Genomic DNA, 15,957 nt, shown 5'->3' with positions numbered 1-15,957 from the left:
CAAGAGTACTGAAGCTCACATGGGTCAGTTGAGCGAAGGGTCGTCCGGGTACGTCGCGACCATCGCGAGCTCGTTGCGCTGGCGGCGCAGGACCTCGCGCCAGAGTCTCTCCGGGGACGGGGAGGAGACGTCTCCCGGCTCCGACTCGACGACGTACCAGGCGCCCTCCACCAGCTCGTCCTCCAGCTGGCCGGGGCCCCAGCCGGCGTAACCGGCGAAGATCCGCAGGCTTCCCAGCGCCGAGGCGAGGAGTTCCGGCGGGGCCTCCAGGTCGACCAGACCGATCGCGCCGTGCACCCGGCGCCAGCCCAGCGGGGCCCGGTCGACGGACGTGCCGCCGGGGATGACGGCGACGCCGAGCGCCGAGTCCAGGGAGACCGGTCCGCCCTGGAAGACGACGCCGGGATCGCCGGCGAGATCGGCCCAGCCCTCCAGGATGTCGCCCACGTCCACCGGGGTGGGACGGTTGAGGACGACACCCAGGGAGCCCTCCTCGTCGTGGTCGAGAAGGAGCACCACCGCACGGTCGAAGTTCGGGTCCGCCAGGGCGGGTGTTGCCACGAGCAACCGCCCTGTGAGCGAGGACACCTCGGTCATGCCAGACATGATCCCGCATCTTCCCTGCGCGTGGGGAGGCAATGCCCCTACGGCAGTGAATGCAGCTCAGGGCGCACCGGTGCGCCCCAGCGCACGAAAGGGGTCGGTGACCCCATGTACCCGCCAGGGAACGGTTCGTGTTGTGACAGAGCTATGACGCAGTCGGGCCGTCCTCGGGCTTACAGAAGGGGGGTGGGCGGCGATTACCCTTTCCCTCCTGGCCCCTGCCCCACTCATCGGAACGCGAGATACATGACCGTCAACGACGATGTCCTGCTTGTCCACGGCGGAACCCCGCTGGAGGGCGAGATCCGTGTCCGCGGTGCGAAGAACCTCGTACCGAAGGCCATGGTCGCCGCCCTGCTGGGCAGCGGCCCGAGTCGACTGCGCAACGTCCCGGACATCCGGGACGTTCGTGTCGTACGCGGTCTGCTGCAGCTGCACGGAGTGACGGTCCGTCCGGGTGAGGAACCGGGCGAACTGGTGATGGACCCGACGTCGGTGGAGAGCGCGAACGTCGCCGACATCGATGCCCACGCGGGTTCGAGCCGTATCCCGATCCTTCTCTGCGGTCCGCTGCTGCACCGCCTCGGGCACGCGTTCATCCCCGGTCTCGGCGGCTGCGACATCGGCGGCCGGCCCATCGACTTCCACTTCGAGGTGCTGCGGCAGTTCGGCGCGACGATCGAGAAGCGGGCGGACGGTCAGTTCCTTCAAGCGCCGCGGCGGCTGCGCGGCACGAAGATCCGGCTGCCCTACCCGTCCGTCGGCGCGACCGAGCAGGTGCTGCTGACGGCCGTGCTCGCCGAGGGCGTCACCGAGCTCTCGAACGCGGCCGTGGAGCCGGAGATCGAGGACCTGATCTGCGTCCTGCAGAAGATGGGCGCCATCATCGCGATGGACACCGACCGCACCATCCGCGTCACCGGTGTGGACAGGCTCGGCGGCTACAACCACCGCGCCCTCCCCGACCGCCTGGAGGCCGCCTCCTGGGCGTCCGCGGCGCTGGCGACCGAGGGCAACATCTACGTCCGCGGCGCCCAGCAGCGCTCGATGATGACGTTCCTGAACACCTACCGGAAGGTGGGCGGTGCCTTCGAGATCGACGACGAGGGCATCCGCTTCTGGCACCCCGGTGGCCAGTTGAAGTCCATCGCCCTCGAGACGGACGTGCACCCCGGCTTCCAGACGGACTGGCAGCAGCCGCTGGTCGTCGCCCTGACACAGGCGACCGGGCTGTCCATCATCCACGAGACGGTCTACGAGTCCCGGCTGGGCTTCACCTCCGCGCTGAACCAGATGGGGGCGCACATCCAGCTGTACCGCGAGTGCCTGGGCGCTTCGAACTGCCGTTTCGGCCAGCGCAACTTCCTGCACTCCGCGGTCGTCTCCGGCCCCACCCGGCTCCAGGGCGCCGACCTCGTCATCCCCGACCTCCGCGGCGGCTTCTCGTACCTCATCGCCGCACTGGCCGCCCAGGGCACGTCCCGGGTGCACGGCATCGACCTGATCAACCGGGGCTACGAGAACTTCATGGAGAAGCTGGTGGAACTGGGGGCCAAGGTGGAGCTCCCGGGTAAAGCACTCGGGTAGATCCAGCTGCTGTCGGTGAGCGAACCACGATGGGGCGGCCCCCGGAACCCGGGGGCCGCCCCATCGGCGTTACTCACGTGCCGTACACCGTCCCGTGGTGTAGCGGCAAGGTCACTTGCCCTTGGCCGCTTCCTTGAGCTTGCTGCCCGCGGAGACCTTCACGCTGTAGCCGGCCGGGATCTGGATCGGGTCGCCGGTCTGCGGGTTGCGCGCGGTGCGAGCGGCACGGTGGGTGCGCTCGAAGGTCAGGAAGCCGGGGATGGTGACCTTCTCGTCGCCCTTGGCGACGACCTCGCCGACGGTCTCGGCGAACGCGGCCAGAACGGCGTCGGCGTCCTTGCGGGTCACCTCGGCGCGGTCGGCCAGCGCGGCCACCAGCTCACTGCGGTTCATGTTGTACTCCCGTGTTCTTCTTGCCGTTGAGGCGTGCCACGCGGCAGAGCCGCATGATTCGGCACTGCGATGCCGATGCTGCCAGGGTCCTCGGACAGGCCCCGGACCCGGGTCCGTCGTCAGACCCTCGCGCCCAGGGACGCATCCTGCCCCTACCTGCGGCGGGAAAGCCAATCCGGCACCCCCAGGAGTTGTGAGAACACCCATGGGAGTCACACGAAAAGAGGGCCTGAGCCTGGCGACACGATAAACGGAGGCCAAGAACCCCGGGTTCCACGACGCGCCGATGTCATGCCGTGGTGATCCTCACAGCGAACCACACCGACTGAACACCCGCAGCACACCCGCAGCACACCCGCAGAGCACCCGCAGCACACCCGCAGCACACCCGCAGCACACCCGCAGCACACCCGCAGCACACCCGCAGAGCACCCGCAGAGCGCCACGAGGGCCTACGACACCGAAGGAGCCGCCGCCCCGACGGCCTTCGCCGCTTCCCGCACCGCCCCGGCCACCGCGCCCGCGACCTTGTCGTTGAACACGCTCGGGACGATGTAGTTCGGGTTGAGCTCGTCCTCCGTCACCACGTCCGCGAGGGCCTTCGCGGCCGCGATCATCATCTCCGTGTTGACCGTGCGGGACTGCGCGTCCAGCAGGCCGCGGAAGACGCCCGGGAAGACCAGCACGTTGTTGATCTGGTTCGGGAAGTCGGAGCGGCCGGTGGCCACAACCGCCGCCGTCTGGCGGGCGATTGCCGGGTCCACCTCGGGGTCCGGGTTCGCGAGCGCGAACACGATCCCGCCGTCGGCCATGCCGGCCACGTCGTCGCCGTCGAGGACGTTGGGAGCCGAGACGCCGATGAAGACGTCCGCGCCGCGCACGGCCTCCTTCAGCGTCCCCGTCAGCCCCTCGGGGTTGGTGTTGTCGGCGATCCAGCGCAGCGCCGAGTCCTCAGCGGCGTCGACCAGGTCCTCGCGGCCGGCGTGCACGACGCCGTGGATGTCGGCGACGACGGAGTTCTTGACGCCCGCGGCGATCAGCAGTTTGAGGATGGCCGTACCGGCCGCGCCGGCGCCGGACATGACGACGCGCACGTCCTCAATCGCCTTGCCCACCACGCGAAGCGCGTTGGTGAGGGCGGCGAGGACGACGATCGCCGTGCCGTGCTGGTCGTCGTGGAAGACGGGGATGTCGAGGGCCTCACGCAGCCGCGCCTCGATCTCGAAGCAGCGGGGCGCGGAGATGTCCTCGAGGTTGATGCCGGCGAATCCGGGGGCGATCGCCTTGACGATCTCGACGATCGCGTCGGTGTCCTGGGTGTCCAGGCAGAGCGGCCAGGCGTCGATGCCGGCGAACCGCTTGAAGAGGGCCGCCTTGCCCTCCATGACGGGGAGGGCGGCCTTGGGCCCGATGTTGCCGAGGCCCAGAACGGCCGAGCCGTCCGTCACTACCGCAACCGAATTGCGCTTGATGGTCAGACGCCGCGCGTCCTCGGGGTTCTCGGCGATCGCCATGCAGACGCGGGCCACGCCCGGCGTGTAGACCATGGACAGGTCGTCGCGGTTGCGGATGGGGTGCTTCGACGCCATCTCGATCTTGCCGCCGAGGTGCATCAGGAACGTACGGTCGGAGACCTTGCCCAGCGTGACGCCCTCAATGCCGCGGAGCTGCTCGACGATCTCGTCGGCGTGGCCGGTGGAGGTGGCCGCGATCGTGACGTCGATGCGGAGTTTCTCGTGGCCGGACGCGGTGACGTCGAGGCCGGTCACCGAGCCTCCGTGGGACTCGACGGCCGTGGTGAGCTGGGAGACCGCGGTTCCGCTCGCGGGCACCTCCAGCCGGACCGTCATCGAGTAGGAGACGCTGGGCGCCGTTGCCATGGCCGACTTCCTCTGCTTTCACCGGGTGATGCTGGATGCCGTCCGATGGTCGCACCTACCGCGGAGTAGGCGTTAGCCGGGTGGTATTGCGAACTTTTTGTTCACAGCGAAAGAGGCTCACGTCACATCGGACGTGAGCCTCTCGTCTGCTCAGTGACACCGACCCGCCATGCTCGCCTCGCGGCAAGTGGTCGCTCGTAGCGACGAAGGTTGGGCCCGGGGGCTTGGATCGGGCCGGTGCCACGTCCAGGCTAACAAACAGATCCCGTAAGTCCCTCCCGCCGCCCGACCACCGCCCCTCAACGACGGCGCTTCGCGCCGACACCTCCTGATTCGTCCCGGGCATCAATCCCTCAGCAGGTCGGGCACCCCGCTCGCATCCGGCGCGTCCCGCTCCCCCGAGACCACCGTGAGCTGCTGGGTCGCCCGGGTGAGGGCCACGTACAGCACCCGCAGTCCGGCCGGGGACTCGTCCGCGATCTCCGCCGGGGAGACGACCACCGTCGCGTCGTACTCCAGGCCCTTCGCCTCCAGGCTGCCGAGTGCCACGACCCGGTCTCCGAGCCCGGCGAGCCAGCGGGCCGCCTCCTCGCGTCGGTTCATGGCGACGACGACGCCGACGGTCCCGTCGACGAGGTCGAGGAGGCGGGCGGCCTCCGATCGGACCGTCTCGGCCAGGGCCTGTGTCAGGCGTCGCCCGGCAGGCGCCACTTCCGACACAGGCCCTGGGGATTCCCGTACGACCGCGTAGCGCGGCCGCACGCCGGTGGAGCGGACGGCCGACGGGGCCTCGGAGCCCGGCATGGCCAGTGCCAGCACCTTCGAAGCCAGTTCGGCGATCTCGGCGGGGTTGCGGTAGTTCACGGTCAGCTGGAAGCGGCGGCGCGGACGGGTGCCGAGTGCCTCGTCGCGGGCCTGGGCCGCCTCGTCGGGGTCGGACCAGGAGGACTGGGCCGGGTCGCCGACGACCGTCCAGGTGGCGTGCCGGCCCCGGCGGCCGATCATGCGCCACTGCATCGGCGTGACGTCCTGGGCCTCGTCGACGATGACGTGCGCGTACTCGGTGCGCTCCTGCGCCAGCCGCTCGGCCCGCTCGCGCTGGGTCTCCTCGCGCACCGGCATCAGCTCCTCCAGGCCGGTGAGCTGGTCGAGCGGGTCCAGCTCGCGCTTGCGGCGAGGGCGGGCCGGGGCGCCGAGGATGGACTGGAGCTCGTCGAGCATCGCGATGTCGTGCACGGAGTGGCCGTCCCGTCTCAGGGAGCGGGCGACCCTGCGCACCTCGCCCGGGTTCAGTACGCGCCGGGCCCAGCGCGCGAGCCGCCGCTCGTCGGCCATGGCGTCGAGTACGGCCTTCGGGGTGAGCTCCGGCCACCAGGCGTTCAGGAAGTCGACGAAGCTGTCCTCGGAGCTGACGTCCTCGTCGAAGGAGGAGCGCAGCTCGGCGGCCAGCTCCGGGTCGGTGTGCCGGCCGGCGCCGCCGGACTGTGCCCACAGGGCGTCCAGGAGCAGCTTGCGGGCGCGGGGGCGGAGCAGGTTGACGGGTGCGGTGCCGCCGAGCGCGCTCTGGCGGATGCGATTGAGTTCCTCGGCCTCCAGCTCCAGGCGGCGGCCGAAGGCGACGACCCGCAGCCGGGCCGGTGAATCGTTCAGCTCCAGGGCCCCGCGCGCGGCCTTCCGCAGCACCTTGAGCATGCGGTACGAGCCCTTGGCGCGGGCCGTGGCCGGGGAGTCGTAGAGCGTGGCCTCGGTGCCGTCGACCAGCGAGCCGATCGCGCGGATGGCGACCTGGCCCTCCTCGCCGAGGGAGGGCAGCACGCCCTCGGTGTACGCCACGAGCAGCGGGGTCGGGGAGACGATCAGGATGCCGCCCGCGTACCGGCGCCGGTCCTGGTACAGCAGATACGCCGCGCGGTGCAGGGCGACGGCCGTCTTGCCGGTGCCCGGGCCGCCCTCGACGTAGGTCACGGAGGCGGCGGGGGCGCGGATCACCAGGTCCTGCTCGGCCTGGATGGAGGCGACGATGTCCCGCATGGTGTGCGTACGGGCCTGCCCCAGGGCGGCCATCAGGGCGCCGTCGCCGATGACGGGCAGTTCCCGGCCGCCGAGGAAGGCCCTCAGCTCGGGGCGCATCAGGTCGTCCTCGACGCCCAGCACGCGGCGCCCCTTGGAACGGATCACGCGCCGGCGCACGACCCGGCCCGGGTCGACCGGGGTGGACCGGTAGAAGGGGGCGGCGGCGGGCGCCCGCCAGTCGATCACCAGCGGGGCGTAGTCCTCGTCGAGGACACCGATGCGGCCGATGTGCAGGGTCTCGGCGATATCGGCGGTGTTGTCGTCCCTCACGGCGCCTTCGGCGGGCTCTACGGCGGTGTAGGCACCGTCGGGGCCTTTCTTGCCGTCCTTGCCGGACAGCAGGTCGATCCGGCCGAAGAGGAAGTCCTCGAACTCGTTGTTCAGCCGGTTGAGGTGGACGCCCGCCCGGAAGACCTGCGCGTCCCGCTCGGCGAGCGCGCCGGGCGTGCCGACCTGGCCGCGCTTGGCGGCGTCGTTCATGAGGAACTCCGCCTCGTGGATCTTTTCCTCGAGGCGCCGGTACACCCGGTCCAGGTGTTGCTGTTCGATGCTGATCTCCCGGTCCCGGACTGAGTCCGGGACCGAGCCGACCGCGGTTTCCTGTTGAACCTGAGCGGCCACCGGGCCCCCTTCTGACGTGCTGGGCAGCCGTCAACCGTACGCGAAGGGGGGCCCGGGAAGCTATGCGTCCGCTCTCAGTGATTCACGCGTCGACCTCGACGAGCTTCTTTCCGTCGAAGGTCATGACCTCGTAGTGGTCGATCTCGTTCGGGGTCTGGGCCGCTCCGCCGCCGATGTAGAGCGGGTTCCTGGACTTCTCGGTCTTGCCGTCCGGAAGGCCGTAGCCCCACTCCGGGACGGACCAGGAGGAGATCGTCTCGCGCTCGCCGTTCTTGCCGACGGCGATCAGGGAGCACTTGAGCGGGCCCTTGACGCCCTTGAGCTCGAGGACCGCCTCGGTGCCCCAGTCCTTCTGCTCCGTGGCGACGGTCGCGCTGACGCCGGTCGACGGATCCGTCCCCGTGGCTTTCTCGTCCATGCCGTCGAACAGCGTCTTGGCCGCGCTCGGCAGGGGTGCCGCCGAGGTGCCGCCCGAGTCTCCGCCGGTCGCCCCCACGGCGACGATCGGGCCCCCGATGATCAGCGCGGCTGCGGCCGCCACCAGGTAGAAGCCCTTTCGGCGTCGCTGCGCGCGACGGTCGGCGACCTCGTCGACCAGCTTGTTCACCAGGCGCGGGCTGGGCTTCGCGGACAGCGACTCGCCGATGGCGGGTGTGCCGGAGCCCGGCAGGTCCGCGAGGGCGGCCAGCATCGGTTCCATCCCGGCGAGCTCGTCGAGCTGCTGGGCGCACCACTCGCAGGTGGCGAGATGGGCCTCGAATGCGGTCGCCTCGACGTCGTCGAGGATCCCGAGGGCGTAGGCGCCGACGGTTTCGTGCTCGTTCGGGCCCGGAGATCCCATCATGGGGCCAGACATACCCGAACCACCTGGGCCGAATCCCTGCGATCCCCCGTAAACACTCATCACGCCGTCACCCCCCGCTCCTCCAGCGCCAGCTTCATCGACCGCAGGGCATAGAACACCCGGGAGCGGACGGTGCCGCTGGGTATGCCCAGGGTTTCGGCCGCCTCGTTGACGGTACGCCCCTTGAAGTACGTCTCTACGAGCACCTCCCGGTGGGCCGGGGTCAGGTCGTCGAGCGCGTCGGACAACGTCATCAGCCACAGCGCCTTGTCGATCTCGTCCTCCGCGGGGATGACCTCCAGCGGCGACGGATCGACCTCCTGCGGCCGGGCCTGCCGGCTGCGGTGGCCGTCGATGACGATGCGCCGGGCGACCGTCACCAGCCAGGGGCGTACCGATCCGGTCGCACGATTGAGCTGACCGGCGTTCTTCCAGGCACGGATGAGTGTCTCCTGGACGACGTCCTCTGCGCGTTGCCGGTCTCCGGCGACCAGCCGCAGGACATACGCAAGGAGAGGTCCGGCGTGTTCTCTGTACAGAGCACGCATCAGCTCCTCATCAGGTTCCGAGGGCTGGGACATGCGATGTCGGGCCCTCGATCCACGTTCATTGGCCACGGCCGCATCCTTGCGCACGCCCACCTCCGGTGTCCGGGGGTTCCCCCAGTCGGTCGCTCGACCACGGGTACGGACGCGAGGAGTTGAGTGTTCAAAGTGGTGTGACAGTTTTCTCGTTGGTGACGTGACGAGGCGGACATGGCCGCACATTCCCACCGCGCGATCTTTACATTTCCGCCACACCGAAAAGATTGCGCCAGCTGCCCCGAGGCGGCCCAAGGTAAACGGCGTGTAATCGAAATCACTTCGACAACCGCTCCACAGAAGGGACTTAACGGGCACTCAGGCGCGGGCGACTGCCGCCCGACGCCGGTGCCGGGCCACCCTTTCACGGTTCCCGCAGACCTCACTCGAACACCAGCGGCGCCTGCGCCCCCGTGACGTATCGAGATAGACGATCGGGCAGTTGTCCCCCGCGCACTGCCGAAGCCCCACCCGCGCGACCGGATCCGTGAGGAGCTCTACGGCGTCCCGCGCGACGGCACCGAGCAGCGCCGCGCACTCGGGCGGCCCGGCCAACTCCCGCACGAGCGTGCCGTCTTCACCGGGCACGGCACGCGGGGCCGGCGGCGCGGCGCGGGCGATCTCGTTGACCCGCGCGAGCGCGAGGCCGTACGCCCGCCCTTCCGGTGCCAGTCCTCCCGGTACCAACTGTCCGATACGACCACGAAGTTCACGGAAGCCCACGAGCCACGAGGCGTCGATGTGCGCCAGCGGGGTGCCCTCCGGGACCAGTCCGGACCCGGTGATCCAGGCACGCAGCACCGCGACGGAGTCGAGACGTTCGACAGGATGGGTGGTCGCGAGGAGATCCAGACAGATCCGCCCGGCGTCGAACCGCAGCTCGTACGCGTCCGTGGCCGTACCCAATGCCATGTGCCTGTCACCGCCTAGCGGTCACCCGGGGCTGAGGAACCGTTCCCTCTTACAGTGCCCGCCCGCTCGCGCCGCTGGAACCCCTCGTCGTACGGCCGGAGACGATCGCTGCCGGCGCAGCCGCGGGCAGCGCCGGGTACCTACTCGCCGTACTTGGTGTCAGCCGCGGGGTCCAGCGCCAACCGGTACCCCCGCTTGACCACCGTCTGAATCAACTTCGGCGCCCCCAAAGCCGTACGCAAGCGAGCCATCGCCGTCTCCACGGCATGCTCGTCCCGCCCCGCACCCGGCAACGCCCGCAACAGCTCGGACCGCGACACCACCCACCCCGGCCGCCGCGACAGCGCCCGCAGCAAGGACATCCCGGCCGGCGGTACCGGCTTCAGGTCGCCGTCCACCAGCACCGCGTGCCCCCGGATCTCCACCCGGTGCCCGGCGATCGGCAGCGCCCGTGCCCGGCCCGGGAGTTCCTGGCAGAGCAGTTGGACGAGCGGACCGAGCCGGAAGCGTTCCGGCTGGACCGTGTCGACGCCCTGGGCCTGGAGCGGCAGTGCGGTGACCGGGCCGACGCAGGCCGGCAGGACGTCGTGGTTGAGGGCGGCGAGCAGTTCGGGCAGCAGGCTGCGGTCCTCGGCGCGGGACAGCAGCGACGCCGCCGCCGGCGCGCTCGTGAAGGTGAGCGCGTCCAGGCCCCGGGAGACCGCCGCGTCCAGCAGCCGGTCCACCGGCCCGATGTCCTCCGGCGGCATCCACCGGTACACCGGCACCCCGACGACTTCCGCTCCCGCGGCCCGCAGCGCCTCCACGAACCCGGGCAACGGCTCGCCGTGCAGCTGGACGGCGATACGGCGGCCGTCGACGCCCTCGTCCAGCAGCCGGTCGAGCACCTCGGCCATGGACTCCGACGACGGCGACCACTCCTCGGTCAGCCCGGCGGCGCGCACGGCGCCCTTGACCTTGGGTCCGCGCGCGAGCAGTTCCACGCCGCGCAGCTTCTCCAGCAGGTCCTCGCCCAGGCCCCACCCGTCGGCGGCCTCGATCCAGCCCCGGAAGCCGATCGCGGTCGTGGCGACCACGACATCCGGAACCTGGTGGATGACCTCCTTGGTCGACGCGAGGAGCTCACTGTCGTCGGACAGCGGCACGATGCGCAGGGCAGGAGCGTGCAGTACGGCGGCTCCACGCCGCTGGAGCAGCGCGCCCAGCTCGTCGGCCCGGCGCGCGGCGGTCACTCCGACGGTGAACCCCGCCAGGGGTCCGTGGTCAGGTCGCTGCTGTTCGTCGTACATAACTCTCGTCCCGCATCGAGTCGTCGCACCTAGCCATCAGGTGCTTGCATCCACATGCCGACCGAGCCTGTCAACGACGCGTGACAGGCTCGGTTCCGCTTGATGTCGACGGTGTTACCGATGCCCAGTACCCCCGAAGTGCCGGATGCGATCTTCGCCCTCCGGCCGGGGGTCCGGGGGTTGCCCCCCGGATGGGCACAGCATCACACCTCGGCGTAGCTGAGCTGCGGCTTCGCCTCCGAGGTGGTCGACTCGGCCTGTGCACGGCCGGACGGGCGGCGAAGGTATACGGCCCAGGTGACCGCGAAGCAGGCGGCGTAGAAGGCGAGGAAGGCGACGAACGCGCCGGTGCCGGAGCCGTAGGAGAGGAAGGACTGCCGGAAGGCGAGGTTGATGCCGACGCCGCCGAGCGCGCCGACCGCGCCGATCAGTCCCATGGAGGCGCCGGAGAGGCGACGGCCGTAGGCGGCGGCCTCCTCACCCTGCAGCCCCTTGGCCAGGGCCTTGTTCTGGAAGATGCCGGGGATCATCTTGTACGTCGAGCCGTTGCCGAGGCCGGTGAGCACGAACAGCACCACGAACGCGACGGTGAACAGGGCCAGCGACTTCTCCATGCTGGCGGCGATGAGGACGGCGGTGGCGACGCCCATGCCGACGTAGTTGTACAGCGTGATCTTCGCGCCGCCGTACTTGTCGGCGAGCCAGCCGCCCAGGGGCCGGATCAGCGAGCCGAGCAGCGGGCCGATGAAGGTGACGTACGCCGCCTCCAGCGGGGTGCGCCCGAACTGGTTCGTCAGTACCTGCCCGAACGCGAAGCTGTATCCGATGAAGGAGCCGAAGGTGCCGATGTAGAGGAAGGACATGATCCAGGTGTGGGCGTCCTTCGAGGCGTCCTTGGCGGCGCCGGTGTCGTTCTTCACGTTCTCGATGTTGTCCATGAAGAGCGCGGCGAGGACGGCGGCGACGACGATGAACGGGATGTAGATCCCGAGCAGCACCCGCGGACCGGCGCTGGCACCGATGACGGCGAGTCCGACCAGCTGGAGCACCGGCACGCCGATGTTGCCGCCGCCGGCGTTGAGGCCGAGCGCCCACCCCTTCTTACGGAGCGGGAAGAACGCGTTGATGTTGGTCATCGACGACGCGAAGTTGCCGCCGCCGATACCGGCCAGCAGGCCGACCAGCAGGAAGGTGTTGAAGGACGTCCCCGGCTCCATCACGGTGAACGCGGCGACGGTGGGGACGAGGAGGAGGCCGGCCGAGACGATCGTCCAGTTCCGCCCGCCGAAGATCGCGACGGCGAAGGTGTAGGGCACCCGGACGACGGCTCCGACCAGCGTGACCATCGACGTCAGCAGGAACTTGTCCGCCGGGGTCAGCCCGTACTCCGGGCCCATGAAGAGGACCAGCACGGACCACATGGTCCAGACCGAGAACCCGATGTGCTCGGAAAGGACGGAGAAGATCAGGTTGCGGCGGGCGACCTTCTCTCCGGTCTCCTTCCAGAAGGTCTCGTCCTCCGGATCCCACTGCTGGATCCAGCGGCCGCCCCTGCTCGGGGGTGCGGTACTAGGGGCTGTCATGACGCCTCCACGGTGCTCCGGGGCTCGGATGGTTCTGCGCGTTACAGGGAGTGGCTGAGTCCCGAAGGTAGGGAGGGCGCGTTTCCACGCTGTGGCACCGAGTGACCGGAAGGGAACTTTGCTCTCACCAAGAGTGGAGGCGGCTTGAGAGGTCTCGGAACGTTATGTGACCCGGTTCACCTGTGTTTGCCGGTACGCCCCCGTTCCGCTCCGTCCGGCCACAGCCGCGGCTTCCGCTGCGCCGCCAGGTCCTCCGCCCAGCCGAAGGCGACCACGCAGCCGCCGATGAGCAGCCATACGAGGACCAGCACCGGCCAGGGGTTTTCGAGGAGCCAGGCGTACTGATCCGCCAGTACGTCGATGTTCCACAGCCGGTCCCAGAGCGTGGCCGCGACGAGGATGCACGCGTTGTGCCAGAGGTAGACCGTCACCGCCCGGGAGTTGAGAAGGGTGATCAGCCGGCTCCAGCGGCGCAGCCTGTCCGGCCACTCGGTCCACGACGGGCTGATGTGCAGGAGCAGCATCACCGTCGCGAAGGACCACAGGGCCTGGGCGAAGGGCATGGCGTCCAGGTCGTGGCCGTCCCCGAAGCCGTGCGCCAGCGCGTACCACAGGCCCAGGCAGGCGATCGCCGGTGCCACGGAAGGGACGACGTACTGGGGGATGCGCTTCAGAACGCCCTGCTGGTGGGCCATGCCCAGGATCCAGCAGGCGCCGAACGTGCTGAAGTCGGTCAGCGCCGAGGGGAACCGCTCGCCCGGCAGCGTGAGGTAGCCGAACGCGAAGGCCGCCGACAGGGCGACCGGCGCGAGGAGCGTCGCCCAGGGCAGTGCCCGCAGGGCCTTGAGGAGAAAAGGGGACAGGAGCACGAACCAGAGGTAGGCGCGGACGTACCACAGCGGTCCCGCCAGTTCCGTCGCCCAGTCCTCGCCGACGATGCCGTCGATCCCGGCCAGGCCCTCGGCGTACGGCGGGTCGCTCAGCGGCAGGATCCAGAACGTGAGGTGCGGCCACCACCAGCCCGGATGCCCTTCGGCGTCCGGGCCCCAGCCCTGCGCCAGCATGCCCGTCACGCCCACCGCGCCCAGCAGCCACAGCGGGGGCAGCAGCCGGCGCATCCGGCCGCGTACGACCTTCAGGGGCGGGCGGCTCCCCAGGGAGCGGGCCATGAGGTTGCCCGCCAGCGCGAACATCACGCCCATGGAGGGGAACACGAGCGGGAGCCAGGCCCAGCCCATGAGGTGGTAGAGGACGACCCGGAAGAGGGCCAGGGCCCTCAGGAAGTCGAAGTAGCGGTCGCGGGCGGGGGACGCCTTGACGACCTCGGGTTCGTCCTGCGCGACGGGCTGCGTGGGTGCCGTACTCATCCGACCGGCCTCCCGTCCACGACCTGCCTGTCCTGCGCGGGGACGGTGCCTGGCGGCGCGGACACCCCGCCCTTGCGCCGCAGTTTCTGCCAGCGCAGCCGTCCGCCGGTGAGGGCGGTGATCCAGGACTGGAGCAGCACGACGTACATCAGCTGGCGGTAGAGGATCTGTTGCAGGGGCAGCGAGATCAGCGGGGTCAGCCGTTCGCGGTCGAGGATGAACGCGTACGTCGCGCAGGCCGCCTGGATGGCCAGGACGCCGAACCAGGCCAGGATCGTCTTCCCGGTGGGGCCGAAGACCAGGCCGTAGACGAGGAACACGTCGATCAGCGGCGCGAGCAGCGGGGCCAGGACCATGAAGAGGGAGACCAGAGGCAGTCCGACTCGGCCGAAGCGCCCGGACGGGCCCCGGTCGAAGAGGGCGCGGCGGTGCTTCCAGATCGCCTGCATGGTGCCGTACGACCAGCGGTAGCGCTGGGACCACAGTTGCTGGACGGACTCCGGGGCCTCGGTCCAGGCGCGGGCCTTCTCCGCGTAGACGACGCGCCAGCCGTCGCGGTGGATGGCCATGGTGATGTCGGTGTCCTCGGCGAGCGTGTCGTCGCTCATGCCGCCGACCCGTTCCAGGGCCGATCGCCGAAAGGCTCCGACGGCGCCCGGGATGGTGGGCATGCACTGCAGGACGTCGTACATACGGCGGTCCAGGTTGAAGCCCATCACGTACTCGATGTGCTGCCAGGCGCCGATGAGGGTGTCCTTGTTGCCGACCTTCGCGTTGCCGGCGACCGCGCCGACGCGGGGGTCGCCGAAGGGCTGGACGAGTTCGCGGACCGTGGACGGCTCGAAGACGGTGTCGCCGTCCATCATCACGACCAGGTCGTACCGGGCGTTCGCCACGCCACGGTTGAGGGCGGCGGGCTTGCCCGCGTTGAGCTGGCGGACCACGCGGACGCCCGGCAGGTCCAGGTTCTCGACGATCCGGGCGGTGCCGTCACTGGAGCCGTCGTCGATGACGATGACCTCGATCGGATGGTCGCTCTCCATCAGCGAGCGGCAGGTGTTCTCGATGCATTTGGCCTCGTTGTACGCCGGGACCAGCACCGACACCGGTTCGGTGACCGGTTCTCCCCAGCGGAAGTCGCGGCGGCGCACCCGGCGGGCGTGGATGCCGGAGAGCAGGAGCATCAGCCCGAAGCGGGCGATGACCAGGAAGCCGATGATCGCGAGACCGACCACCAGGACGGCCGTGATGTTGTTGGAGGCCTGCACCAGGAAGACCCAGGCCTTGCCCTTCCACAGGTCGACACCGGCGACCCGGGTGTGCGCGCTGGGCGCGTCGAGGGCCTCGGTGAGGTGGCCGAACTCGTAGCCCTTGGCCTTCATCTGCGGCAGGAAGCGGTCCAGCGCCTCGACCGTCTGGTGGCGGTCGCCACCGGAGTCGTGCATCAGCACGACCGCGCCCTTGCCGCCCTTGGGCGTGACGTTGCGGATGATCTGTTCGACTCCCGGCCTGCTCCAGTCCCGGCTGTCGACGCTGGTGAGGACGGAGATGTAGCCGCGGGTACCGATGTACTGGGTGATCGGCCAGGTGTTGTTGTCCAGGGAGGCGGCGTACGAGGAGTACGGCGGCCGGAACAGCGAGGTGCGGATGCCGGCGGCGCCGGTGATCGCGAGCTGGTTCTGCGACAGCTCCCAGTCGATGCGCTCCTTCGACTGGAGGGAGAGGTCGGGGTGGTTGAAGGTGTGCAGACCGATCTCGTGGCCCTCGTCGACCAGGCGCTCGACCAGGTCCGGGTAGCGCGAGGCCATGGTGCCGGTGACGAAGAAGACGGCGTGCGCGTCGTGCTTCCTGAGCACGTCCAGGACCTTGGGGGTCCAGATCGGGTCCGGGCCGTCGTCGAAGGTGAGGACCAGACGGCGGTCGGGCACCTTCAGGCTGGTGGGGCGGCCACCGCGGGTGTCGATGACCGGGCCGCCGTCGAGGATCCGCTGGGGCACCTGGTCGGCGGCGGCCTCGGGCCGGACGCGGTGGTCGGCGAGGATCTCGCTGTGCACGTAGCCGCGCAGCATCAGCATCGCCATCAGGGCGGCGAGGACCAGCACGGGCAGCAGCAGGCGCATGGACAGGCGGCGGCGCCGGGAGCCGTCGGGGGCTCCGGTCGCGGCCCCGCGACGGCGGGTGCGGGATGCCATCAGAGGGTGTGCTCCGGGGACGGGGATGCCAT

Annotated in this window: 12 protein-coding genes; 1 reads left to right on the top strand and 11 read right to left on the bottom strand. The window is 70.0% G+C overall.

Going from position 1 to position 15,957, the window contains the following annotated elements:
• Window positions 1-24: 24 nt before the first annotated feature.
• The gene (locus CLM62_RS05345; RefSeq protein WP_095748698.1) at window positions 25-597 is read right to left on the bottom strand and encodes a YqgE/AlgH family protein; all 573 of its coding nucleotides are present in this window, start codon (window positions 595-597) and stop codon (window positions 25-27) included.
• A gap of 252 nt (window positions 598-849) precedes the next feature.
• On the opposite strand from CLM62_RS05345, the gene murA reads away from it, so the two are divergent.
• Window positions 850-2,190 carry a UDP-N-acetylglucosamine 1-carboxyvinyltransferase gene (gene murA, locus CLM62_RS05340; RefSeq protein WP_095748697.1) on the top strand — a complete coding sequence of 447 codons (1,341 nt, stop codon included), beginning with the start codon at window positions 850-852 and terminating at the stop codon, window positions 2,188-2,190.
• Window positions 2,191-2,301: 111 nt separating this feature from the next.
• Here murA and CLM62_RS05335 read toward each other — a convergent pair whose 3' ends face one another.
• From CLM62_RS05335 to CLM62_RS05290, 10 genes are all read right to left on the bottom strand, one after another.
• Entirely contained in the window at window positions 2,302-2,583 is a 282-nt protein-coding gene (locus CLM62_RS05335) for an HU family DNA-binding protein (RefSeq protein ID WP_007498188.1), read from the bottom strand.
• A gap of 452 nt (window positions 2,584-3,035) precedes the next feature.
• On the bottom strand, window positions 3,036-4,463 hold the full coding sequence (locus tag CLM62_RS05330; protein ID WP_095748696.1) for an NAD-dependent malic enzyme: 1,428 nt from the start codon (window positions 4,461-4,463) through the stop codon (window positions 3,036-3,038).
• A 345-nt stretch (window positions 4,464-4,808) separates the two neighbouring features.
• The gene (locus CLM62_RS05325; RefSeq protein WP_095748695.1) at window positions 4,809-7,157 is read right to left on the bottom strand and encodes a UvrD-helicase domain-containing protein; all 2,349 of its coding nucleotides are present in this window, start codon (window positions 7,155-7,157) and stop codon (window positions 4,809-4,811) included.
• Between the two features lie 82 nt (window positions 7,158-7,239).
• Window positions 7,240-8,061: an anti-sigma factor gene (locus CLM62_RS05320; RefSeq protein WP_095748694.1), complete on the bottom strand. Its 822-nt coding sequence runs from the start codon at window positions 8,059-8,061 to the stop codon at window positions 7,240-7,242.
• Window positions 8,061-8,582, bottom strand: a complete 522-nt coding sequence (locus CLM62_RS05315) for a sigma-70 family RNA polymerase sigma factor (RefSeq protein ID WP_010039908.1) — start codon at window positions 8,580-8,582, stop codon at window positions 8,061-8,063. The genes CLM62_RS05320 and CLM62_RS05315 overlap by 1 nt, the downstream gene beginning before the upstream one ends.
• Before the next feature lie 318 nt (window positions 8,583-8,900).
• On the bottom strand, window positions 8,901-9,494 hold the full coding sequence (locus CLM62_RS05310) for an ABATE domain-containing protein (RefSeq protein WP_095748693.1): 594 nt from the start codon (window positions 9,492-9,494) through the stop codon (window positions 8,901-8,903).
• A 140-nt stretch (window positions 9,495-9,634) separates the two neighbouring features.
• Entirely contained in the window at window positions 9,635-10,783 is a 1,149-nt protein-coding gene (locus tag CLM62_RS05305; RefSeq protein WP_095748692.1) for a uroporphyrinogen-III synthase, read from the bottom strand.
• 203 nt (window positions 10,784-10,986) lie between these two features.
• Complete coding sequence (locus tag CLM62_RS05300; RefSeq protein ID WP_095748691.1) at window positions 10,987-12,366, bottom strand: NarK/NasA family nitrate transporter; 1,380 nt, start codon at window positions 12,364-12,366, stop codon at window positions 10,987-10,989.
• Between the two features lie 176 nt (window positions 12,367-12,542).
• Entirely contained in the window at window positions 12,543-13,733 is a 1,191-nt protein-coding gene (locus CLM62_RS05295; protein WP_095748690.1) for an acyltransferase, read from the bottom strand.
• Window positions 13,730-15,925: a polysaccharide deacetylase family protein gene (locus CLM62_RS05290; RefSeq protein ID WP_095748689.1), complete on the bottom strand. Its 2,196-nt coding sequence runs from the start codon at window positions 15,923-15,925 to the stop codon at window positions 13,730-13,732. Before CLM62_RS05290 ends, CLM62_RS05295 begins: the two co-directional genes overlap by 4 nt.
• Window positions 15,926-15,957 lie beyond the last annotated feature (32 nt).

It is taken from the genome of Streptomyces sp. SA15, from assembly GCF_002291145.1.
In the GTDB taxonomy this organism is placed as follows: domain Bacteria; phylum Actinomycetota; class Actinomycetes; order Streptomycetales; family Streptomycetaceae; genus Streptomyces.
The sequence above is the reverse complement of the archived record's forward strand: the minus strand, read 5'-3'. Positions and strand labels throughout refer to the sequence as shown.